This is a genomic window from Niallia endozanthoxylica (genome assembly GCF_008710145.1).
Classification (GTDB): Bacteria; Bacillota; Bacilli; order Bacillales; family Cytobacillaceae; genus Bacillus_BD; species Bacillus_BD endozanthoxylica.
The window spans coordinates 87,200-109,771 of sequence record NZ_VYKL01000020.1 but is presented as its reverse complement, the minus strand read 5'-3'; the positions used below and the strand labels follow the sequence as shown (position 1 = coordinate 109,771).

Genomic DNA, 22,572 nt, shown 5'->3' with positions numbered 1-22,572 from the left:
TCTTATTTTACGTTTGATAGAGGAAAAAGTTTCACTAAAAGATATTATTCAATGAAAAATATCTAAAAGGTGGAAGATGCTATTTTTTGTATAAACAGAATGCCCTTTTGTATAATAGTAAAGAAACCAAATAAAGGAGTCGAAACAATGGCTAATTTAGACGAAACCTTGACGATGTTAAAAGAATTAACGGATGCTAAAGGGATTCCTGGGAATGAACGTGAAGTGCGTGAAGTCATGAAAAAATACATAACTCCTTATGCAGATGAAGTAACAATGGACAATTTAGGAAGTCTCATTGCTAAAAAGACTGGTGATGAGAACGGGCCCAAGATTATTGTCACTGGTCATTTAGACGAAGTCGGTTTCATGATTACCCAGATTGACAAGAATGGATTTTTAAAGTTTCAAACTGTCGGAGGATGGTGGAACCAGGTCCTGCTGGCTCAGCGCGTAACCATTGTTACCCGTAAAGGGGATATTACGGGGGTTATCGGTTCAAAGCCGCCTCATATTCTCTCACCTGAAGCACGTAAAAAGCCATATGAGATTAAAGATATGTTTATTGATATTGGTGCCTCCAGCAAGGAAGAGGCGGAAGAGTGGGGAGTCCGTCCGGGTGATATGGTGACACCATATTTTGAATTTACGGTCATGAATAATGAAAAAATGCTCTTAGCTAAAGCTTGGGATAATCGAATTGGATGTGCAATTGCCATCAATGTTTTAAAGCAGTTAAAAGAGGTTAATCATCCAAATGTCGTGTACGGGATTGGAGCAGTTCAAGAAGAAGTGGGTCTGCGCGGATCTAAAACATCGACTTTCAAAGTTGAACCTGATATTGGCTTTGCAGTTGATGTTGGTATTGCTGGCGATATACCGGGAGTAACAGAAAAAGAAGCGCTCAGTAAAATGGGTAACGGTCCGCAAATTGTGCTGTACGATGCTTCCATGGTTTCCCACAAAGGTTTGAGAGATTTAGTAACAGACACAGCTGATGAGCTGAATATTCCGTATCAATTTGAGTCCATTCCAGGAGGAGGGACAGATGCCGGTTCGATTCATGTAACAGCAAAAGGTGTTCCTGCTTTATCCATTGGTATTGCTACAAGGTATATTCACTCACATGCTGCGATGTTGCACCGTGATGATTTTGAAAATGCAGTCAAGCTTGTAGTAGAAGTGATTAAACGCTTAGACCGTGAAACAGTGAATCGCATTACATTTGAATAAAAAATCCTCATGAAAAAAGCACCCGGAAGTTCAGGGTGCTTTTCATCTTGATAGGGGTAAAAGATTTATTTTAAACCGCTTTCTAGTGCTTGCAGCATTTCCTTTTTGTCCTGCTCTGAAGAGTTTTTCCAAATAACTTCAAAGAGAACACCTAAGCCAGGAAGCATTTTTTCTTCTCCATTTTGAATAGCGTCTACAATCGTATCCTCCAGCTGATTCTGTGTGTTCCCAGCAACATTGTTAATGATGGCATTGCGCAGATTTAAATTCATAACAGACTCCTCCTGTATACATAGTCTCCAACGAACATAGTCTTCCACACGACAGAATGCATTATGTATGGGAATTAAGCTATAATGGAAGAAAGCATGAATCTAAAGGAGCGTTAAAAAGGTTGAAATATATTGAATCAGTAAAAAACCCAAAAGTAAAAGCATGGAAGAAGTTGTTAACGAAAAAGGAGCGGGACAAATCCGCACAATATTTAATTGAAGGCTTTCACCTTGTCGAAGAAGCATTAAAGGAACAGGTTGTTCTTGAAGTAATTGTCAATCAGGAGATGGAAATGCCTGCTTCTTTTAAAATAGAAGGAACTGATGTAACCTATGTAAAAGAAGAAGTCATGAAGGCGATTTGTGATACAGAAACACCTCAAGGAATTGCTGCAGTCTGTGAGCAGCGTACCATTGCAATCGAAGAAATCAAATTGGACAAACTGTTGCTGCTTGATAGAGTACAGGACCCTGGCAACCTTGGGACCATGATTCGTACTGCTGATGCAGCCGGGATGGATGCGGTTATTTTAGGGGAAGGCTGTGCAGATCCTTATAATCCTAAAGTCATTCGGGCCACACAGGGCAGTCTGTTCCATTTACCGATTATTAAGGCACCATTAGCGGAATTCATCGATAAACTAACAATACCCGTATATGGTACGGCACTAGAAAATGGAATACCTTTTGAACAGGTAGAAAAAGCAGAAGCATTTGCTCTTCTTTTAGGAAATGAAGGACAGGGCGTTGCAAAGGAATTATTAGCAAAGACAACAAAAAATCTGTATATTCCTATTTACGGAAAGAGTGAATCATTGAACGTCGGCATTGCAGCGGGAATATTAATGTATTATTTGCGAAAATGAATTTGAATCCAATTTTAAATTGTAATATAATATAACAGACTTTAACTTCATTCAGCAGAATTCCTCCACTTCTATAATTGGGGGATGAATGCAAATGGGTCTTCGATTCAGTGGGAGTTTAAACTTCGGCTGAATGAGGTTAAGCCTCCGGCGGATGTCTCGGATTTTTTAAAGGTAATTTATCGAGCGAGCTCGATAAAAATCCGGACGCAAATTCGACGGGCGAATTTGATATGAAAAGACGTTGACAGAGAAGAGTAGCTTAGGAAATCCATTTCAAGGGAAAAAATGCCGTGACTGAAAGCATTTTAATGGCGCTGCTTAAGTGAATTCACCTCTCGAGTTGGCATTGGGAAGACATTTGTCTGAAAAATGTTCCGGTGAAGAACCGTTAGCCTATTGAGTGAGTGTGGATGATGATACATCTGCGCTAATAAGGGTGGTACCGCGATACATAAACCTCGTCCCTTTTTTGGGGGCGGGTTTTTTTGTGTTTTCCAAGGCATAAGGCATAAATGAAACTCTCTTATTGGTGAGTTTTCTTTAAACATAAAGGAGGAATTTGTCATGCAGGAACGTTTACAAGAACTGCAGGCTGAGGCGCTAGAAAAGATAGCCGCTGCAGCAAATTTAAAAGAGTTAAATGATATTCGTGTTGCTTATTTAGGTAAGAAAGGTCCTATTACGGAAGTATTACGCGGAATGGGAAAACTTTCTGCTGAAGAAAGACCTAAAATGGGTGCGCTTGTGAATGTTGTTCGTGAAACTATCACAACACAAATCGAAGAAAAGCAAGCTGTACTAGAAGAAGAGGCAGTCAATGCCAAACTAGCAGGGGAGACAATTGATGTGACTCTGCCAGCCAGACCTGTCATGCGGGGGAATCACCATGCATTAACGCGTATCGTTGAGGAAATCGAAGATATCTTCATAGGTATGGGGTATCAAGTGGCAGAAGGTCCTGAAGTGGAAACAGATTATTATAATTTTGAGGCATTAAATTTACCAAAGAGTCACCCTGCACGCGATATGCAGGATTCATTCTACATCACAGAAGAAATATTAATGCGTACACATACATCTCCAGTTCAAGCGAGAACAATGGAAAAGCATAAAGGACAGGGGCCGGTGAAGATTATTTGCCCAGGTAAAGTATACCGCCGCGATAACGATGATGCGACCCACTCACATCAATTTATGCAAATTGAAGGATTGGTTATTGATGAAAATATTTCCATGAGTGATTTAAAAGGGACACTTGAAGTCTTTCTGAAAAAGATATTTGGTCAAGATCGTGAAATCCGTCTGCGTCCAAGTTTCTTTCCTTTCACAGAACCATCTGTAGAAGTGGATATTTCTTGTAAGATTTGTAAAGGTTCTGGCTGCAGCGTTTGTAAACAAACAGGCTGGATTGAGGTGCTGGGTTCAGGAATTGTCCATCCAAATGTACTGGAAATGGCTGGATTTGATTCAAAGAAATACTCAGGCTTTGCATTTGGTATCGGTGTTGAACGGATTGCCATGCTGAAATATGGTGTTGATGATATCCGTCATTATTATACAAATGATATCCGTTTTTTAAAGCAATTTGACCATTTTGAATCATAGAAAACGGATGCTTAATACGGGGAATTGAAGGTTTATTAACAATTAACAAGGAGGATTCTTATGTTTGTTTCATATAAATGGCTGCAGGATTATGTAGACCTTTCTGGAATCAGTGCTGCTGAATTAGCGGATAAAATCACGAAAAGCGGCATTGAAGTAGAAGGGGTGGAAAAGAAAAGTGAAGGATTAAAGGGTGTTGTCATTGGACACGTATTAGAATGTGAACAGCATCCGAATGCAGATAAATTAAATAAGTGTCTAGTCGATATTGGTGCCGGCGAACCAGTACAGATCATTTGTGGAGCACCCAATGTCGGTAAAGGTCAAAAGGTTGCCGTTGCAACAGTAGGTGCTGTTCTGCCAGGAAACTTCAAAATCAAAAAAGCAAAGCTGCGCGGGGAAGAATCAAATGGAATGATTTGTTCTCTTCAGGAGCTTGGAATTGAATCAAAATTAGTAGCTAAAGAATACTCAGTCGGTATCTTTAATTTTCCTCAAGATGCCGTTGTCGGTGAAGATGCTCTTTCTGCACTTGGATTAGATGATGAAATTCTTGAATTAAGTATCACTCCTAACCGCTCAGATGCTTTAAGTATGTTAGGTGTAGCATATGAAGTCGCTGCCATTCTGGGCCGTGATGTGAAGTGGCCTGAAACGGATAAAGAAGAAGATGCTGAGGAAGCCTCTGATTACATCAGTGTAACAGTGGAAGCGCCTGAGGATAATCCATTATATATCGCAAAAGTAGTGAAAAATGTAAAAATTGGTCCGTCCCCACTATGGATGCAAACTCGCCTGATGAATGCCGGCATCCGCCCGCATAATAATGTGGTGGATATCACGAATTATATATTACTTGAATACGGCCAACCGCTTCATGCGTTTGATTATGACCGTTTTGGTTCAAAAGAAATCGTTGTTCGCAGAGCGAAAGATGCAGAAAAAATTACTACCCTTGATGAAGCAGAACGTACGTTAACATCAGAGCATCTTGTTATTACAAATGGCAATGAACCTGTAGCCATTGCTGGGGTAATGGGTGGTGCTGATTCTGAAGTTAAAGAGGATACAACCAATGTAATTATCGAGGCAGCTTATTTTGCAGGTGCAGTCGTTCGTAAGGGTTCTAAAGACCATGGATTAAGAAGCGAAGCAAGTGCCCGTTTCGAAAAAGGGGTAGATCCGGCACGAGTACGTGAAGCAGGTGAACGTGCGGCTAAACTGATGGCTGAATATGCAGGTGGAACCATCTTGGAAGGAATCGTTGAATTTAATGACTTAAGAATGGAACCTGCCGTTGTTTCCATCACGCTTGATAAAATAAATAGTTCAATCGGTGCAAATTTAAGTGCTGATCAAGTACAGGATATTTTCACTCGTCTGCAATTTGACGTGAAGACGGAAAATGAAACATTTATTGTGACGGTCCCTACCCGTCGCGGAGATATTACAATTGAAGCGGATTTAGTGGAAGAAGTTGCCCGTTTATATGGATATGACAATATTCCTTCAACACTTCCTGTTGGTACAGCTACACCAGGCAGATTAACGGATTATCAGCAAAAGCGACGCATTGCCCGCCGTACATTAGAGGGTGCAGGACTTTACCAGGCAATTACTTACTCACTGACAAGTCCTGAAAAAGCGGCTCAGTTTTCATTAGAGCAGAGTGATTCCGTTCGTCTTGCCATGCCGATGAGTGAGGAACGCAGTCAGCTTCGATTAAGTATCCTGCCTCAACTATTAGAGGTAATTAAATATAATCAGGCCCGTCAAATCGATTCACTAGCATTATATGAAATCGGTTCTGTTTTCCTTAAGCAGGGAGAAAACCAGCTGCCAAGTGAAAGAGAGCATGTTGCAGGGATTCTTACAGGTCTATGGGAAGCGCACCTATGGCAAGGTGAGAAGAAGCCGGTCGATTTCTATGTTATTAAAGGTGTGTTAGAGGTACTATTTGATTCACTTGGGGTAAAGAATAAAATTACGTACCGCCAAGCAGCAATTAAAGATATGCACCCTGGCCGTACAGCAGAAGTTTTATTAAACAATGAGGTTATTGGTTTTGTCGGTCAAGTTCATCCAACCGTGCAAAAGGATTATGATATTAAAGAAACCTATGTATTTGAGTTATCCTTTAAAGCACTTGCTGAAGTAGAGGTTGAACCAATCTCCTATCAAATGATTCCGCGTTTCCCTTCTGTGACACGTGACATTGCCTTGGTTGTTGACAAGGAGAAAACAGCAGGAGAACTCGAAAGTATTATTACAGAAGCCGGCGGAGTCCTATTAAAAGAAGTTCACCTTTTTGATTTATATGAAGGAGAGCGGATGGAAGCAGGCAAAAAATCACTTGCTTTCTCATTAAAATATTTCGATCCTGAACGTACGTTAACAGAAGAAGATATTACAAAAGCACATGATAAAGTATTACATGCTGTAAAAGAACAGGCTGGCGCCGTATTGCGCAGTTAATATGATAAAGTTCAAAAAACCTCCACTATAGTGGAGGTTTTTTGTTGAACTAAGTTATTTTTTCAATAATTTCATTGCTTTTTCAGTATTAGCAAAATGCAGCTTCACATACTTAGGGAGTACCTCTTTCCCTTTTTCCTTAATGAGTCTCGCAGCAGCAACATCGACTTGTGAACCTGCCCCCTTTGGAATTTTAAACCCAGCAGCCTTGCTTAATTTTTCAAAATGCTGGACAAAAGCATGTCTGGCAATAATCGAGGCAGCAGCAACGGCTAGGTGCACTCCTTCTGCTTTTGTACTGAAATAGACATTCTCTTTATGAATGACTTTTTGTCCTTTTAAATATCCGTAGTAGACTTCTTCTTTGGCGAATTGGTCAATTAAAATCGCTTCAGGTTTTTCTGGTGTCATTTTTGTCAGCAAATGGCCGATTGCTTGATTGTGAAGGAGTGCTTTTATTTTCCCCTGTGACATGCCTGATGCTTGAAGCTTATTATATTTTTCATTATGCAGGACCAAAAGACTGTACGGTAAAAAGGTAATTAATTGTTTGGCAATAGCAGATATTTTTTCATCATTTAAATTTTTGGAATCCTGGACGCCAATTTCTTTAATGAGCGGCATGTCTTCTTTTCTTACGTAAGCAGCGCAGACGGTAATCGGACCGAAGAAATCTCCTGTTCCTACTTCGTCTGAACCAATGGCAGATAGCTGGCTGATATTGGTTGGCAGGCTGGACGAAACCTTTGTTTTAGCAGCTGGTTTTTTCGTTTTTGTTTCTTCTTTACTATCTTCGGAGGACCCCCATTTTTTTGCTTCCTCCTGACACCGGCTGCCTTGAAAAAGAACTTTGCCGGATTTATAGGCTGTAATGGTACATTCAGGCGTCTTTGCAGAAAATAATCCTCCAGGCGGTATTTTCGCTGTTAGGTTAGCTTGGTAGTATTCCATCATTTTGGTCATTTCCTTAGTGCTTTTCTTTAGTACGACATGGCTCAAATGATTTCCTCCTTAATTGATATAGCAGACTATCCGACACTAAATTTGACATTCTTCAACTTAATCCTACATTTCTTTCTTTTCACTGTTTTATGTTCATGTTATGATTATGATTAGGATTCTTTTGAATGGAGGCATGCAGCTTGTCACAAACAAAGAAAAATCGCATAACTGTTGATATTTACGGTGTACAGTATGTTGTTATCGGCACAGAGAGCCCAAGACATATCCGCCGGGTTGCTTCAGTGGTCGATGAGAAAATGCGTGAGATTAACTCCATGAATCCTTCTCTTGGTACCAATAAATTAGCCGTATTAACTGCTATGAATATTGTGAATGACTATCTTCAATTAAAGGAAAAAGTTGCACATTTGGAAGAAGAATTAAAACGAGTAAAGGACTGAAAAAGTCATGTTGGACCTAGCTGTACTCATTATATTATTTTTTGGATTTTTAGTAGGGTTAAAGAGAGGGTTTATCCTTCAGCTTGTTCACCTTACTGGATTTATTATTGCTTTTATCGTTGCGTATTTGTATTACAATCAGCTTGCTCCAAGATTAACTCTTTGGATTCCATTCCCTAATCTAGACATGAATTCTACATATGCTATGCTGTTTGAAAATGCAAATTTAGAAGATGCTTATTATCGCGCCATTGCATTTGTCGTGATTTTTTTTGCTGTAAAGATTCTTTTGCAGATTATTGGAAACATGCTAGATTTTGTTGCCCAAATCCCAATAGTAAAGCAGCTTAATATTTGGGCGGGTGGGATATTAGGTTTCATTGAAGTTTATCTTATCATGTTTATTATACTATTTATAGCAGCACTCCTTCCAATTGAATCCATTCAAGCTTCTCTAACGGATTCAATATTGACAGAATTTATTGTAAAGCAAACTCCGATTCTATCACAACACATTCAAGATTTGTGGATACAGAACTCTTCGGTGAAATAAACTTCTCTTTCGAGAGAAGTTTTCTTTTTAAGGGAATAATAAGGAGAAAAGGATGAGCCTGAAGGTGAATATGGATGACAAATAAACAAGAAATTATTCGTTTATTAGAAACGATTGCGATTTATATGGAATTGAAGGGTGAAAATACGTTTAAAGTGTCGGCATTTAGAAAAGCGGCCCAAGCACTGGAAGTACATGAAGCGGCTGTGGAAGAGATCTCTGACTTTACGATTCTTCCGGGAATTGGAAAGGGAACTGCCGCAGTAATAGAAGAATACATAAAGGAAGGAAAGTCTTCAGTTCTTAAGGCGCTGCAAGAAGAGGTTCCCAAAGGATTAATTCCTCTTTTGCAGCTGCCGGGTTTAGGAGGTAAAAAAATTGCAAGGTTATACAAGGAGCTTGGAATTGAAAATGCTGAGGATTTGGAGAACGCGTGTCGTAATCATAAAATTCAAGAATTAAAAGGATTTGGAATAAAGTCTGAAGAAAAGATTTTGTCATCGCTGCTGCAGGCAGACAGGAGACCTGAACGGTTGCCGCTTGCGTTTATGCTGCCTTTAGCGGAAAAGATTGAAGCTGAGTTAGAACAAATGGACGGTGTGATGCAGTTTTCAAGGGCAGGCAGTCTCCGGAGAATGAAAGAAACGATAAAAGATTTGGATTTTATTATCGCAACAAAACAGCCCTTAGCGGTTAAGGAACAACTATTAAAATTGACGAATATTAAGGATGTCATTGCTGCTGGAGATACGAAGGTATCGGTTGTTTTGGACAATGGCTATGATGTATCTATAGACTTCAGGCTGGTTCTTCCGGAAGAATTCGCAACTACTCTTCATCATTTTACAGGATCAAAGGAACATAATGTACGTATGAGACAGCTTGCAAAGGCAAGAGGCGAAAAAATTAGTGAGTACGGGGTTCAGACTGAAAATGGTGATGTACTAACATTTACATCAGAGTCTGAGTTTTATGCTCATTTCAATCTGCCGTTTATTCCTCCAGAAATGAGAGAGGATGGAAAGGAAGTGGAAGAATATCAGGAAGATTACGGCTTGATTTCTCTCCCTGATATAAAAGGCGATCTCCATATGCATACGACATGGAGTGATGGTGCACATTCCCTTGAAGAGATGGTCATAGCATGCCGTGCTAAAGGCTATCAATATATGGCTATTACGGACCATTCCCAATATTTAAAGGTTGCAAATGGCTTGACTCCTGACCGGCTTCGAAGACAAAGAGAAGAAATTCAACGATTAAATGAGAAGTATGAAGATATTACAATTCTTGCTGGTGTTGAAATGGATATACTACCAGACGGTACGCTCGATTATGATGATGAATTGCTTGAGGAAATGGATTTTGTTATTGCTTCTATTCACTCAGGATTTTCCCAGCCACAGGAAAAAATCATGTCTCGGTTAAAAATAGCTTTATACAATGCAAACGTAGATTTAATCGCCCATCCAACCGGAAGGAAAATTGGAAAAAGAGATGGTTATTCTGTTGATATGGAATGGCTGATTGAATTAGCAAAAGAAACGAACACGGCATTAGAATTAAACGCAAATCCTAATCGCCTTGACTTATCCTCTGACCATATTCAAAAGGCGCAGGCAGCAGGGGTAAAAATAATGATTAATACAGATGCCCATAAGCTGGAAACACTTGATCACATGAAAATTGGGGTTTCTACTGCAAGAAAGGGCTGGATGAAGAAAACAAGTGTAGTAAATACATGGGATATTCATACATTCATGGCATATCTCAAGGACAGGTAATTACGGAAGGCGAATAGAGCTTTCTAAAATAGAGGGAGGAAATATCTCCATGCAGCAAAAAGTTTTAAAGGTACTAGAGTTTGAAAAAGTGAAGGCGCAGCTTCTTGAACATGTATCGTCTTCATTAGGAAGAGAGTTAGCTGAAAAGCTTATTCCTTCTACAGATTTTGAAGAGGTTGTAAAGAGTCAGGAAGAAACAGATGAAGCAGCAAAAGTGTTTCGCATTAAAGCGAATATTCCTTTAGGCGGGATATTTGATATTCGCCCGCATGTAAAACGCTCAGTGATAGGGGGAATGCTTAGTTCCCATGAATTGATGCAGGTTGCTAGTACCGTTCATGCAAGCAGACAAATCAAACGATTTATTGAAGAATTTTCAGAGGAGGATGGAGACATTCCGCTTCTGCTTGAGAAAGCAGGACGAATTATCGTTCTTGCAGAGTTAGAACAATCGATTAAAAATGCTATTGATGATAATGGAGAAGTGCTAGACAGTGCAAGTGAAACACTGCGTTCACTAAGAAATCAGCTTCGCACAAAAGAAACTAGGGTTCGGGAACGCCTAGAAAGCATGATTCGCTCATCAAGTGCACAGAAAATGCTTTCTGACGCCATTATTACCATTCGAAATGATCGGTTTGTTATCCCGGTGAAGCAGGAATATCGCGGACATTATGGCGGGATTATCCACGACCAGAGTTCCTCAGGCCAAACTTTATTTATTGAACCGCAGGCGATTGTCGATTTAAATAACGACATCCAGAATATACGGATCAAAGAACAGCAGGAAATTGAGCGGATTCTGATTATGCTATCTGCCCAAACAGGAGAGTACAGCTTTGAATTGGAGACAATAGTAGAAATCCTTGCAGATGTAGATTTTATGTTTGCAAAAGCACGTTACAGCAATAGGATTAAAGCAACCAAGCCAATTATGAATCAGGAAGGCCGTATTTCATTAGTGAAAGCACGCCATCCCTTAATTCCGATTGATGAGGTCGTAGCAAATGATGTGACTTTAGGAAAGGACTATACAACGATTGTTATTACTGGTCCTAATACAGGCGGAAAAACGGTTACACTTAAAACAGTCGGGCTTTGTACGTTAATGGCTCAAGCTGGTTTGCAGATTCCTGCTTTAGATGGCTCAGAAATGGCTGTTTTTGGTGCTGTCTATGCAGATATTGGTGATGAACAATCAATTGAACAGAGCTTAAGTACATTTTCTTCCCATATGGTCAATATTGTTGATATCTTAAAAAGTGTAGACTTTGAAAGTCTTGTTTTATTTGATGAGCTTGGTGCCGGAACGGATCCGCAGGAAGGTGCAGCATTAGCCATTTCCATATTAGATGAAGTGAACCGAAGAGGAGCCCGTGTAATAGCGACTACCCATTACCCTGAATTAAAAGCATATGGGTATAATCGGGAAGGAGTTGTCAATGCCAGTGTCGAATTTGATATTGATACACTTAGTCCAACCTATCGATTATTGATTGGTGTTCCAGGACGAAGCAATGCGTTCGAAATATCAAAACGGCTTGGCTTAAGTGACCAGGTAATCGAAAAGGCTCGGTCGTTTGTTGGTGCGGACAGCCATCAGGTTGAAAATATGATTGCTTCGTTAGAAGAAAGCAAGCGTCAGGCAGAAAAGGAATTACAGGAAGCGAACGAGATTCTGAAAAATGCTGAAATGCTGCAAAAGGATTTACAAAAGCAAATGATTGAGTACTACGAAAAGAAAGATACGCTCTATGATAAAGCAACAGATGAAGCCCGCGAAATTCTTGACAGAGCAAAAAGAGAAGCAGAAGGGATTATTCATGATCTGAGAAAAATGCGTCAGGACAAGCAGGCTGAAATAAAAGAACATGAATTAATTGATGCACAGAGAAAATTAAACGAAGCTGCTCCGAAAGAAAGAAAATCCAGAGCTTTTACAGCAAAACAAGCAAAAAAACATGTGTACCAACCGGGTGATGAAGTAAAAATCTTAAGCTTTGATCAAAAAGGTACATTGATTGAGAAAGTATCATCAGATACATGGCAGGTTCAAATAGGGATTTTAAAGATGAAGGTCGAGGAAAAAAATCTCGAGTATATTAAGACGCCGAAAGCAGTGGAAACAAAACCAATTGCTACAATAAAAGGAAAGGATTTTCATGTCAGTCTTGAGTTGGACTTGCGTGGAGAAAGATATGAAAATGCTCTTTCCAGGGTTGAAAAGTATATAGATGATGCCCTGTTGGCTGCTTATCCTCGAGTGTCGATTATACACGGCAAGGGTACTGGAGCTTTAAGGCAAGGTGTACAGGAATATTTACGCAATCATCGTTCAGTCAAGAGTATACGCTTTGGTGATCATGGAGAAGGCGGTACCGGTGTCACAATAGTAGAGTTCAAATAATGGACGGTGAGGCTTTTCATGAATCAATTTTGGGAGAACCAGTATATTCAAACAGCAGCTAATTACAGTGTTGTGATACTTTGTATCATTGTATTCTTAGCCATTTTTGAATTGGTGACAAAGTATAACAATTGGACGGAAATAAAAAAGGGCAATTTGGCAGTCGCAATGGCCACCGGAGGAAAAATATTTGGCATCACTAATATTTTTCGTTATACGATTGAACACAACGATACGTTACTTACAATGATAGGCTGGGGAGTGTTTGGTTTCCTTCTGTTGCTAGTTGGTTATTTCATTTTTGAATTTCTAACGCCATCCTTCAAAATAGATGAAGAAATTGAGAAGGATAACAGAGCAGTTGCTTTGATTTCGCTGGTCATTTCGATTGGATTGTCCTATGTCATTGGAGCAAGTATTACTTAGAGGGAGAGCATAAAGTGGAAAAACTTGCAAAAATACTATTCATCTGTTGTGGTATTTTTTTGTTGATTGGGATTATTTATATGGTACTTTTTGTCTGAAAGAAAAACGAACCTGTAAGCATGCGGGTTCGTTTTTTTATGTTCTAATTGGGGGAAAGAAATCCATATATATAGATAAATGCAATCATTTAGATGAAGGTTTGTCACGAATAAGGAGGGGCATCATGAGTGAAAAACCGTGGCTTCAACTTTATCCGGAGGAAATCCCTCCCGAGCTAAATTACGATAATAAACCTCTTCAAGATTACTTAAAAAGAACGGCAGCAGAATTTCCAAATAAAAAGGCCATCCATTTCTTAGGCAAAGAATTTACATTCCAATATATATATGATGCTGCAAGAAGGCTTGCAGGCTATTTACAGGAAATAGGTATTGAAAAAGGTGACCGCGTTGCAATCATGCTTCCTAATTGTCCCCAGGCAGTCATTTCTTTCTACGGGATTTTGATGGCTGGAGGAATTGTCGTGGAAACGAACCCTCTTTACACTGAACGTGAACTGCAATATCAATTGAAGGATTCTGGAACAAAATTAATTATTACGCTGGATATTTTGTATCCAAGGGTAACAAAAGTGAAAGCAAGTACAAATTTACAGCATATTGTTGTAACCGCTATTAAGGAATTCCTCCCCTTCCCAAAAAACATCATCTACCCTTTTCTCCAGAAAAAACAGTATGGACTTGTTGTGAATGTCAAACACGAGAATAATAATCATTTATTGAAAGAAATCTTAAAACGATCGAAGAATGCCTATACAGAAAATAGTGAACATCATGAGGAGGATGTTGCTCTTCTTCAATATACAGGAGGAACAACGGGCTTCCCTAAGGGTGTCATGCTGACGCATAAAAATCTTGTCGCAAATAGTTCCATGTGTTCTGCCTGGTTATATAAATGTAAACGTGGAGAGGAAATCATTCTTGGAATCATTCCCTTTTTCCACGTGTATGGAATAACAACATTAATGATACTGGCAGTATTGGAAGCTTACAAAATGATATTGCTGCCTAAATTTGACCCTGAAACAACTTTAAAGACGATACACAAACAGCGTCCAACCTTATTTCCGGGGGCGCCTACAATCTATATTGGCTTACTCAATCATCCAGATTTGAAAAAATATGATCTATCCTCCATAGATTCCTGTCTTAGCGGTTCTGCACCGTTACCGGTTGAAGTACAGCAGCAATTTGAGAAGGAAACAGGCGGGAAACTAGTGGAGGGCTATGGATTAACGGAAGCATCACCGATTACTCATGCAAATTTCCTATGGGGGAAAAGAAAAAAAGGGAGTATTGGCGTACCTTGGCCAGATACAGATGTGAAAATCATTTCACTGGAAAATGGAGAGTCTCTTCTGCCAGGTGAAATCGGTGAGATTCTCATAAAAGGTCCGCAAATTATGAAAGGATATTGGAATAAACTGGAAGAAACTGAAAATATCATTCAAGATGGCTGGCTTGTTACAGGGGATCTTGGGTATATGGATAAGGAGGGATATTTCTATGTGGTCGATCGGAAGAAGGATATGATTATTGCAGGCGGTTTTAATGTATATCCAAGAGAAGTGGAAGAAGTATTATACGAACATCCGGATATACAAGAAGCCGTGGTTGCAGGGGTCCCTGATCCGTATCGCGGTGAAACAGTAAAAGCCTATATTGTGTTAAAGAAGAACTCCTTTGTGAATGAACAAGAACTTGATGAGTTTTCACGCAAATATCTTGCAGCTTATAAAGTGCCGCGAATCTATGAATTTCGTGATGAATTACCCAAAAGTACAGTTGGAAAAATATTGCGCAGAGTGTTAATTGATGAAGAAAGAAATAAGATTCAGGATAATGAGCAGGTATGATAAAAGCCAGAATTCATAGTAGCTTCTATATGAGCAAGAAGACGTATCCCTGCAATTGTTCTCATAATCTGAAATTTCTGAACGATTGCAGGGATAATATAAATAATCATCGAAATTATGTACTGACTGTTTAAAATGTTTGTCTAAGAAAAAGAGAAATGAGGTGGTGTTCAATTGGAAAATGTAAAGTGGAGTTATCATGATAGAGTAGTGAAGATTACACTTAAGAGACCACCCGCAAATGCTCTTTCTTCAGTTACACTGAAGGAACTCTCATCAGTACTGGATGAAATTGAGAAAAATGATGAACTTAGAGTGGTCATTATTCACGGAGAAGGGCGATTTTTTTCTGCAGGTGCTGATATTAAAGAGTTTACTAGTATTAAATCGAATGAACAATTTGCTCAATATGGCAAGTATGGTCAAGATTTATTTGAGAGAATAGAAATCTTTGCTAAACCGATTATTGCTTGCATTCATGGCGCTGCACTTGGAGGCGGGCTGGAGTTAGCGATGGCCTGTCATTTTAGAATAGTGGCTGAAGATGCAAAGCTGGGTTTGCCGGAGCTGCAGCTAGGATTAATTCCGGGATTTGCCGGAACACAAAGGCTTCCAAAGTATGTCGGGGTTGCTAGGGCAGCGGAAATGCTGTTGACAAGCAAAGCCATTACAGGTACAGAAGCAGTACAATACGGATTAGCTAATCATGCCTTTCCTGAACAGGAACTGCTTAATAAGACGGAGGAAATAGCTAAATTCATTGCTAAGAAAAGTCCAGCCTCCATAAAGGCAGTTATTACGTTATTAAACGCAGCAAAAACGAAAGAGTATTATGCAGGAGTTGAAAAAGAAGCAGAGCTCTTTGGTGAAGTGTTTTCCTCAAACGACGCAAAAGAGGGTATTTCTGCTTTTATAGAAAAAAGAGAACCTGAGTTTAAAGGGAACTAGTAGGCTATTGCATATATTTTTTTTACCGGTAATATATTGAATATTTTATTTGAGAATATGTCAGGAGGCGGTCAATGATGAATATTTATGTTCTTATGAAAAGAACTTTTGATACTGAGGAGAAAATCACCTTGTCAAGCGGCCGTATCAATGAAGACGGTGTTGAATTTATTATTAATCCATATGATGAATATGCCATAGAAGAGGCAATCCAAATTAGAGACGCGAAAGGTGGAGAAGTAACGGTTATTTCTGTCGGCAGTCAAGATGCTGTAACACAACTCCGTACTGCATTAGCGATGGGAGCAGATAAAGCAGTACTGTTGAACATTGAAGAGGATATAGAAAATGGGGATCAGTTCACAACGGCGAAAGTAATCGCGGAATATTTAAAGGATAAGTCTCCTGACTTAATTCTAGGCGGCAATGTAGCCATTGACGGAGGCTCAGGCCAAGTAGGACCAAGAGTGGCTGAATTGCTTGGGATTAATTATGTAACAACGATCACAAAGTTTGAAATAGATGGAAATCGTGTCACAGTTGTGCGAGATGTGGAAGGGGATTCCGAAGTCATTGAAACAAATCTGCCGTTATTAGTGACAGCGCAGCAAGGTTTAAATGAGCCTCGTTATCCATCGTTACCAGGGATAATGAAGGCTAAGAAAAAGCCGCTTGCTGAACTTGAATTAGATGACCTGGACCTTGAAGTGGAAGATGTTGAGGCGAAAACAAAAACAATTGAAATCTTTCTTCCTCCAAAAAAGGAAGCAGGGCGTGTGCTGAAGGGAGAGCTAGAGGACCAAGCAAAAGAACTAGTTCAGCTTCTTCATAATGAAGCGAAAGTGATTTAATCCAAGGGGTAAATAAAACCAGGAGGTAATCATACTTATGTCAAAAAAAATGGTTGTGCTTGGTGAAATTCGTGAAGGTTCGTTGCGTAATGTTTCTTTTGAAGCAATAGCGGCTGCCAAAAGTGCTGCACAAGGCGGTGAAGTGGTCGGTGTATTAGTGGGTCAATCTGTTAATGCTTTAGGAAGTGACTTAATTCAATATGGAGCAGATCGTGTAGTAACAGTGGAACATGCTAATTTAGCTCAATATACATCAGATGGTTATGCGCAAGCTCTTTTAGCGGTTATCCAAGATGTAAACCCTGATGGAATTATTTTTGGTCATACAGCTTTGGGAAAGGATTTGGCACCTAGGCTGGCAGCGAAATTAAATTCAGGTTTAGTTTCAGACGTTACTAGGATTGAAGGAGCGGCGGGCAATCTTATCTTTACTCGCCCGATTTATTCAGGGAAAGCTTTTGAAAAGAAAATCATTACAGATGGACTAAGCTTTGTTACCATTCGTCCGAACAACATTGTTCCGCTTGTGAAGGATGAGTCGAGAACAGGTGATATTTCCTCATTAAAGATGGAAATAAAAGACTTACGCTCTATTATTAAGGAAGTTGTCAGCAAAGCAAGTATGGGTGTTGATCTTTCTGAAGCTAAAGTAATTGTCGCTGGGGGACGCGGTGTAAAGAGTAAAGAGGGATTTGCACCGTTACAAGAATTAGCAAAAATTTTAGGGGGAGCAGTCGGAGCATCACGAGGTGCCTGCGATGCGGATTATTGTGATTATTCCTTGCAAATTGGACAGACAGGAAAAGTCGTAACGCCTGATTTATATATTGCCTGCGGAATCTCCGGTGCCATTCAACATCTAGCGGGAATGTCTAATTCAAAAGTAATTGTCGCTATTAATAAAGATTCAGAAGCGAATATTTTTAATGTAGCTGATTATGGAATTGTTGGAGATTTATTTGAAGTAGTTCCAATGCTAACGGAAGAATTTAGAAAGCTGCTAAATAAATCATAGAAAAAAGGAAAAACGGGCGGAAGGTTAATCCGTTCGTTTTTGTTTTAAAGCGTTATATTTTGGACATACTACCACCGTTGAAGCAAATTGTTAGCATGTTAAATGTAACGATGATATACTTTCAATAGAATTTTAAGTTATTCGAGGAGGAAATTGTTAAAATGGCTATTACACATGCAACTGATCAAACGTTTGCTAATGAAACAGGTTCTGGTTTAGTACTTGTTGATTTCTGGGCACCATGGTGCGGACCTTGTAAAATGATTGCACCTGTTTTAGAAGATCTTGATTCTGAAATCGGTGAAAAAGTGAAAATCGTTAAAGTAGACGTTGACGAAAATCAAGAAACAGCCGCAAAATTTGGCGTCATGAGCATTCCAACTTTAATCGTTCTAAAAGACGGCGAAGTTGTGGATAAAGTGATAGGCTTCCAACCTAAAGAAGCACTTGCTGAACGTTTACAACAACAATTTTAATTCAGTCAATATAACCATATAAACCAAAACCCGTTAGCCAAATCCGTTAGCGGGTTTTTTCCATTTTCTTTTTAGGTGCTTCTCTGTTTCGTACTTGCCCAATTGTCCTCCTAACAACTAAAATGAAAAAAGAAATGGAAAAGGAGGGAACCAGGATGAATGATACAATCAAAAATAAACTCACACTTTTGCCTGAACAGCCTGGCTGTTATTTAATGAAAGACCGTCAGGGAACAATCATTTATGTCGGTAAGGCAAAGATTCTTAAAAATCGTGTGAGGTCTTATTTCACGGGTTCCCATGATGGAAAGACCTTAAGACTAGTAAATGAAATCGAGGATTTTGAATATATCGTTACCTCATCAGATATCGAGGCACTTGTACTTGAAATAAACCTAATCAAAAAATATGATCCTAAGTATAATATCATGCTGAAGGATGACAAAAGTTATCCATTTATCAAGCTGACTACAGAAAGACATCCAAGGCTGATAACAACAAGAAAAGTAAAGAAAGATAAGGGAAAATACTTTGGTCCTTATCCCAATGTACATTCTGCAAATGAGACGAAGAAGCTTCTTGACCGGATTTATCCTTTAAGAAAGTGTTCGACACTTCCTGACCGTGTCTGCCTGTATTATCATTTAGACCAGTGTCTTGCACCTTGCGTAAATGAAGTAAATGAAGAAGAATATCGGCGGATAACAGATGAAATCACGCGTTTTTTAAATGGCGGCTATAAAGAAATTAAAAAAGAATTAACAGAAAAAATGACTCTAGCCGCGGAGGAGCTTGATTTTGAACGAGCGAAGGAATACAGAGACCGAATTGCCCATATTGAAGCAACGATGGAAAAACAAAAAATGACGACGACGGACTTTACCGATCGCGATGTATTTGGGTATGCAGTCGATAAAGGCTGGATGTGTGTTCAAGTCTTTTTTATCAGACAAGGAAAATTAATTGAGCGCGATGTATCCATGTTTCCGCTATATAATGAACCGGAAGAAGAGATTTTGACATATTTGGGACAATTCTATACAAAAGAAAATCACTTTAAACCGAAGGAGATTCTTGTTCCAGATACAGTATCAGTTGAAATAGCTGAGGAATTATTGAAGGTGAAGGTACTGCGGCCGCAAAGGGGACAAAAAAAGGAATTGATTAAATTGGCCGAAAAGAATGCAAAGATTGCTCTTTCTGAAAAATTCTCGTTAATTGAACGGGATGAAGAACGGACAATTCATGCGGTTGAACGGCTTGGACAGGCAATGGGCATTTATACTCCGCACCGAATTGAGGCATTTGATAACTCGAATATCCAAGGCACAGACCCTGTTTCCGCAATGATTGTTTTTATTGACGGGAAACCGGAAAAAAGGGAATACCGGAAATATAAGATTAAGACAGTACAGGGACCGGATGATTATGAATCGATGCGGGAAGTTGTGCGCAGAAGATATACCCGTGTCTTAAAAGACGGCCTGCCGTTTCCCGATTTAATTATTATTGATGGTGGAAAGGGACATATTGAAGCGGTAAGAGATATATTGGAAAATGAATTGGGGATTGATGTTCCTATTGCCGGACTAGCTAAGGATGAGAAGCATCGAACCTCCCAGCTTTTATATGGGAGCCCGCTTGAAGTCATTGAGCTTGCCAGAAACAGTCAGGAGTTTTATTTATTGCAAAGAATCCAGGACGAGGTTCACCGCTTTGCTATTACATTTCATCGTCAATTAAGGGGAAAAAATGCTTTTCAATCCATACTTGATGATGTTCCAGGTATAGGTGAGAAACGGAAAAAACAATTGTTAAAAGTCTTTGGCTCTGTTAAAAAATTAAAGGAAGCATCGCTTGAGGATATTACTGCTGTCGGAATACCGAAGAACACAGCAAAAGCATTACTAGATAAACTTCAAGAATAATTGTCAGTTTATCCGCAGTATGTTATAGTGGGTTTAACTTAACTTTATAATTTTGGCACTATACAGTGTTGAAGTGAAGGTAGAGGTGCGGACTTCATGAGTAAAAATCCGGAGAAGGATGAGCTTCTGGGAAGGATTTTAAAAGGGACGTCTGCCGAAGTAGAGAAGGACTCATTGCTTTCTTTGCTGGTCCTGTATTTAATAAATGCAGGATTGTCAAGACCTATCAGTCTTGGAGAGCTATCTCATTTTGTGTGCGCGTATTATTGGAATAATACTGAACAATCACAGCAATGAGGTAGAAACTCATTGCTTTTTTTGTGCGTTTTGGCATTCATGTCTTTTTACATGAATGAGCTTCTTTCACAAGATTAGCAGATGCTCTAGGAAATTAACAACATATTAGAAAGAAGGGAAATCATGGGGATTATTGTGCAAAAGTTTGGCGGTACCTCGGTTGGCACTGTAGAAAAGATTAAGAATGCTGCTGAGCGGGTTATTGAAGAGAAACAAAGAGGGAACGATGTGGTTGTTGTTGTTTCAGCAATGGGGAAAACAACTGATCAGCTAGTTAAGATGGCAAATGAAATATCAGAGTATCCAAGTAAAAGAGAAATGGATATGCTGCTTTCAACAGGTGAACAGGTAACCATCTCTCTTTTAAGCATGGCTTTATTAGAAAAGGGTTTTGAAGCCGTTTCCTATACAGGCTGGCAGGCAGGAATGATGACCGAATCTGTTCATGGAAATGCCAGAATATTAAACATAGATACGAGCAGGATTGAGCGTCCTTTAAAGGAAGGGAAAATTGTTGTCGTTGCGGGGTTCCAAGGAATTACAGAAGATGATGAAATTACTACACTAGGCCGTGGTGGCTCTGATACGACGGCTGTTGCATTAGCAGCGGCTTTAAAGGCAGATAAATGCGATATTTATACAGATGTAACAGGTGTTTTTACAACGGATCCGCGCTATATAAAGAATGCTCGCAAGCTAGAAACTATTTCATACGATGAAATGCTTGAACTTGCTCAGTTAGGCGCAAGTGTACTGCATCCAAGAGCGGTTGAATACGCAAAGAATTACTCTGTACCGCTTGAAGTACGTTCAAGTATTGAAAGAGAACCTGGAACCATCATCGAGGAGGAAGTAACAATGGAAGAAAATTTAGTTGTACGCGGGCTCGCATTTGAAGATCAAATTACAAGAGTAACGATAAATGGTTTAACCAATTCCTTAACAGGTCTTTCAGATGTGTTTAAAACCTTAGCTAATCATCATATTAACGTTGATATTATTATCCAGAGCTTTTCTGATGAGAGGACGAATCTATCCTTCTCTATAAAAAGCAATGATCTAAAAGAAACAATAGAAGTATTGGAAAAAAATAAAAGCTTATTTCCGTATGAAGAAATTGAAACGGAGTCCGGTTTAGCGAAGGTTTCTATTGTCGGCTCCGGTATGGTATCCAATCCAGGAGTAGCTGCTGAGATGTTTGCGATTCTTGCTGAAGAAGGAATTCAAGTAAAAATGGTCAGCACATCTGAAATTAAAGTATCGACTGTTATTGAAGATGGCCAGATGGTAAATGCGGTAGAATCCTTGCATAAAACATTTGGGTTGTCACATTCATCAGTTAGGTCCTAATAAGTTGAATCCATCAGTGATGATAAAAAACCTCACTGATGGAGGTTTTTAGATTAGGATATGCCGTCTTTTTTATCCCACTTGACTGTAAAAAGGACTTTATCAGCTTTTTTTCGCGGATGTTCATAGGCTTCTGAAATCACTTGCTGCTGCAGTTCAATTTGTTCAGCTAAAAATCCTGCTTCCAATTGAAACTGATAGGAGTCGCGGGATTTTTTATTTTGCATACGATTTGTAATAATTGAACTGGTTAATTCTAATTCAAGTTCATTCTTTGATTCTTTAATAATCGTTAAGCGGCCCCAGCCAGCCTTATTAAAAAAGTCAACAATCTCTTCAAGACTGTTTAACGGGTATTTTCGGGCAAGCTTTTTCCCGGCCCAATATAAAATCTCAGCGGTGTCATCTCCCAGTATTTCAGGTAGTAACACATCTTTTATTAGTTCATAACCAAATGCAGGAACGGTCTCTTCAGAGCTGACTTCCTGATGTATCTCTTCAGCAGTACTTTTACTCAAATGCTCTCCCCTCTTTCTATAACTCTATTATATACAATTTTTAATTTGAGTAAGCGAATGTGATAAAAAAAGGTTTTTGGAAATAATAGTTAAATATGGGGATTTTATTAAAAAACTACAAAATAATACATAAAGATTTGTTCGTTATAAGAAAATTTTGTGATTAGATTGAATTTTTTAAAAAAAATGTAGGAATTACGATAATAATGTAATTCGTTTTCTTGACGCATATTTCACTAGGGAGTAA

The 22,572-nt window shown here is 39.2% G+C and carries 19 protein-coding genes, 1 riboswitch and 1 other annotated feature; of the genes, 16 read left to right on the top strand and 3 right to left on the bottom strand.

Features of this window, described 5'->3' with window-relative positions; genetic code table 11:
* Positions 1-147: 147 nt before the first annotated feature.
* Positions 148-1,233, top strand: a complete 1,086-nt coding sequence (locus F4V44_RS13950; protein WP_150440635.1) for a M42 family metallopeptidase — start codon at positions 148-150, stop codon at positions 1,231-1,233.
* A gap of 65 nt (positions 1,234-1,298) precedes the next feature.
* Here the strand turns inward: F4V44_RS13950 and sspI are convergent, their stop codons facing one another.
* A complete protein-coding gene (gene sspI, locus F4V44_RS13945) occupies positions 1,299-1,505 on the bottom strand; it encodes a small acid-soluble spore protein SspI (protein ID WP_150440634.1) in 207 nt (68 codons plus the stop codon).
* A gap of 122 nt (positions 1,506-1,627) precedes the next feature.
* On the opposite strand from sspI, the gene F4V44_RS13940 reads away from it, so the two are divergent.
* From F4V44_RS13940 to pheT, 3 genes are all read left to right on the top strand, one after another.
* The gene (locus F4V44_RS13940; protein WP_150440633.1) at positions 1,628-2,371 is read left to right on the top strand and encodes a TrmH family RNA methyltransferase; all 744 of its coding nucleotides are present in this window, start codon (positions 1,628-1,630) and stop codon (positions 2,369-2,371) included.
* 235 nt (positions 2,372-2,606) lie between these two features.
* Positions 2,607-2,843 (top strand) — a binding site (T-box leader).
* Between the two features lie 95 nt (positions 2,844-2,938).
* Complete coding sequence (gene pheS / locus F4V44_RS13935; protein WP_150440632.1) at positions 2,939-3,979, top strand: phenylalanine--tRNA ligase subunit alpha; 1,041 nt, start codon at positions 2,939-2,941, stop codon at positions 3,977-3,979.
* Positions 3,980-4,039: 60 nt separating this feature from the next.
* A complete protein-coding gene (gene pheT, locus F4V44_RS13930; protein WP_150440631.1) occupies positions 4,040-6,454 on the top strand; it encodes a phenylalanine--tRNA ligase subunit beta in 2,415 nt (804 codons plus the stop codon).
* 54 nt (positions 6,455-6,508) lie between these two features.
* Here the strand turns inward: pheT and rnhC are convergent, their stop codons facing one another.
* On the bottom strand, positions 6,509-7,453 hold the full coding sequence (rnhC, locus tag F4V44_RS13925; RefSeq protein WP_150440630.1) for a ribonuclease HIII: 945 nt from the start codon (positions 7,451-7,453) through the stop codon (positions 6,509-6,511).
* A gap of 143 nt (positions 7,454-7,596) precedes the next feature.
* Between rnhC and zapA the strand changes: the two genes are divergently transcribed.
* The 12 genes from zapA to F4V44_RS13860 all read left to right on the top strand — a co-directional run bounded on the left by zapA (position 7,597) and on the right by F4V44_RS13860 (position 21,807).
* Positions 7,597-7,857 (top strand): cell division protein ZapA, encoded by a 261-nt coding sequence (gene zapA / locus F4V44_RS13920; RefSeq protein WP_150440629.1) that lies wholly within the window; start codon positions 7,597-7,599, stop codon positions 7,855-7,857.
* 7 nt (positions 7,858-7,864) lie between these two features.
* Positions 7,865-8,410 (top strand): CvpA family protein, encoded by a 546-nt coding sequence (locus tag F4V44_RS13915; protein ID WP_150440628.1) that lies wholly within the window; start codon positions 7,865-7,867, stop codon positions 8,408-8,410.
* A 74-nt stretch (positions 8,411-8,484) separates the two neighbouring features.
* The gene (gene polX, locus F4V44_RS13910; RefSeq protein WP_150440627.1) at positions 8,485-10,194 is read left to right on the top strand and encodes a DNA polymerase/3'-5' exonuclease PolX; all 1,710 of its coding nucleotides are present in this window, start codon (positions 8,485-8,487) and stop codon (positions 10,192-10,194) included.
* Positions 10,195-10,243: 49 nt separating this feature from the next.
* Positions 10,244-12,601 carry an endonuclease MutS2 gene (locus F4V44_RS13905; RefSeq protein WP_150440626.1) on the top strand — a complete coding sequence of 786 codons (2,358 nt, stop codon included), beginning with the start codon at positions 10,244-10,246 and terminating at the stop codon, positions 12,599-12,601.
* A gap of 18 nt (positions 12,602-12,619) precedes the next feature.
* Positions 12,620-13,027, top strand: a complete 408-nt coding sequence (locus F4V44_RS13900) for a DUF350 domain-containing protein (RefSeq protein ID WP_150440625.1) — start codon at positions 12,620-12,622, stop codon at positions 13,025-13,027.
* 223 nt (positions 13,028-13,250) lie between these two features.
* Positions 13,251-14,942: an AMP-binding protein gene (locus F4V44_RS13895; protein WP_150440624.1), complete on the top strand. Its 1,692-nt coding sequence runs from the start codon at positions 13,251-13,253 to the stop codon at positions 14,940-14,942.
* Positions 14,943-15,116: 174 nt separating this feature from the next.
* The gene (locus F4V44_RS13890; protein WP_150440623.1) at positions 15,117-15,890 is read left to right on the top strand and encodes an enoyl-CoA hydratase; all 774 of its coding nucleotides are present in this window, start codon (positions 15,117-15,119) and stop codon (positions 15,888-15,890) included.
* A gap of 77 nt (positions 15,891-15,967) precedes the next feature.
* Positions 15,968-16,741: an electron transfer flavoprotein subunit beta/FixA family protein gene (locus tag F4V44_RS13885; protein ID WP_150440649.1), complete on the top strand. Its 774-nt coding sequence runs from the start codon at positions 15,968-15,970 to the stop codon at positions 16,739-16,741.
* A gap of 37 nt (positions 16,742-16,778) precedes the next feature.
* The gene (locus F4V44_RS13880; RefSeq protein WP_150440622.1) at positions 16,779-17,756 is read left to right on the top strand and encodes an electron transfer flavoprotein subunit alpha/FixB family protein; all 978 of its coding nucleotides are present in this window, start codon (positions 16,779-16,781) and stop codon (positions 17,754-17,756) included.
* Positions 17,757-17,917: 161 nt separating this feature from the next.
* Positions 17,918-18,232, top strand: a complete 315-nt coding sequence (gene trxA / locus F4V44_RS13875; protein ID WP_150440621.1) for a thioredoxin — start codon at positions 17,918-17,920, stop codon at positions 18,230-18,232.
* A gap of 155 nt (positions 18,233-18,387) precedes the next feature.
* Positions 18,388-20,160: an excinuclease ABC subunit UvrC gene (gene uvrC, locus F4V44_RS13870; protein WP_223881893.1), complete on the top strand. Its 1,773-nt coding sequence runs from the start codon at positions 18,388-18,390 to the stop codon at positions 20,158-20,160.
* Between the two features lie 72 nt (positions 20,161-20,232).
* A riboswitch (Lysine riboswitch) is annotated at positions 20,233-20,411 on the top strand.
* 169 nt (positions 20,412-20,580) lie between these two features.
* Complete coding sequence (locus F4V44_RS13860) at positions 20,581-21,807, top strand: aspartate kinase (RefSeq protein WP_150440618.1); 1,227 nt, start codon at positions 20,581-20,583, stop codon at positions 21,805-21,807.
* 53 nt (positions 21,808-21,860) lie between these two features.
* On the opposite strand, the gene F4V44_RS13855 is transcribed toward F4V44_RS13860, so the two are convergent.
* Entirely contained in the window at positions 21,861-22,325 is a 465-nt protein-coding gene (locus tag F4V44_RS13855; protein WP_150440617.1) for a YslB family protein, read from the bottom strand.
* Between the last annotated feature and the right edge of the window lie 247 nt (positions 22,326-22,572).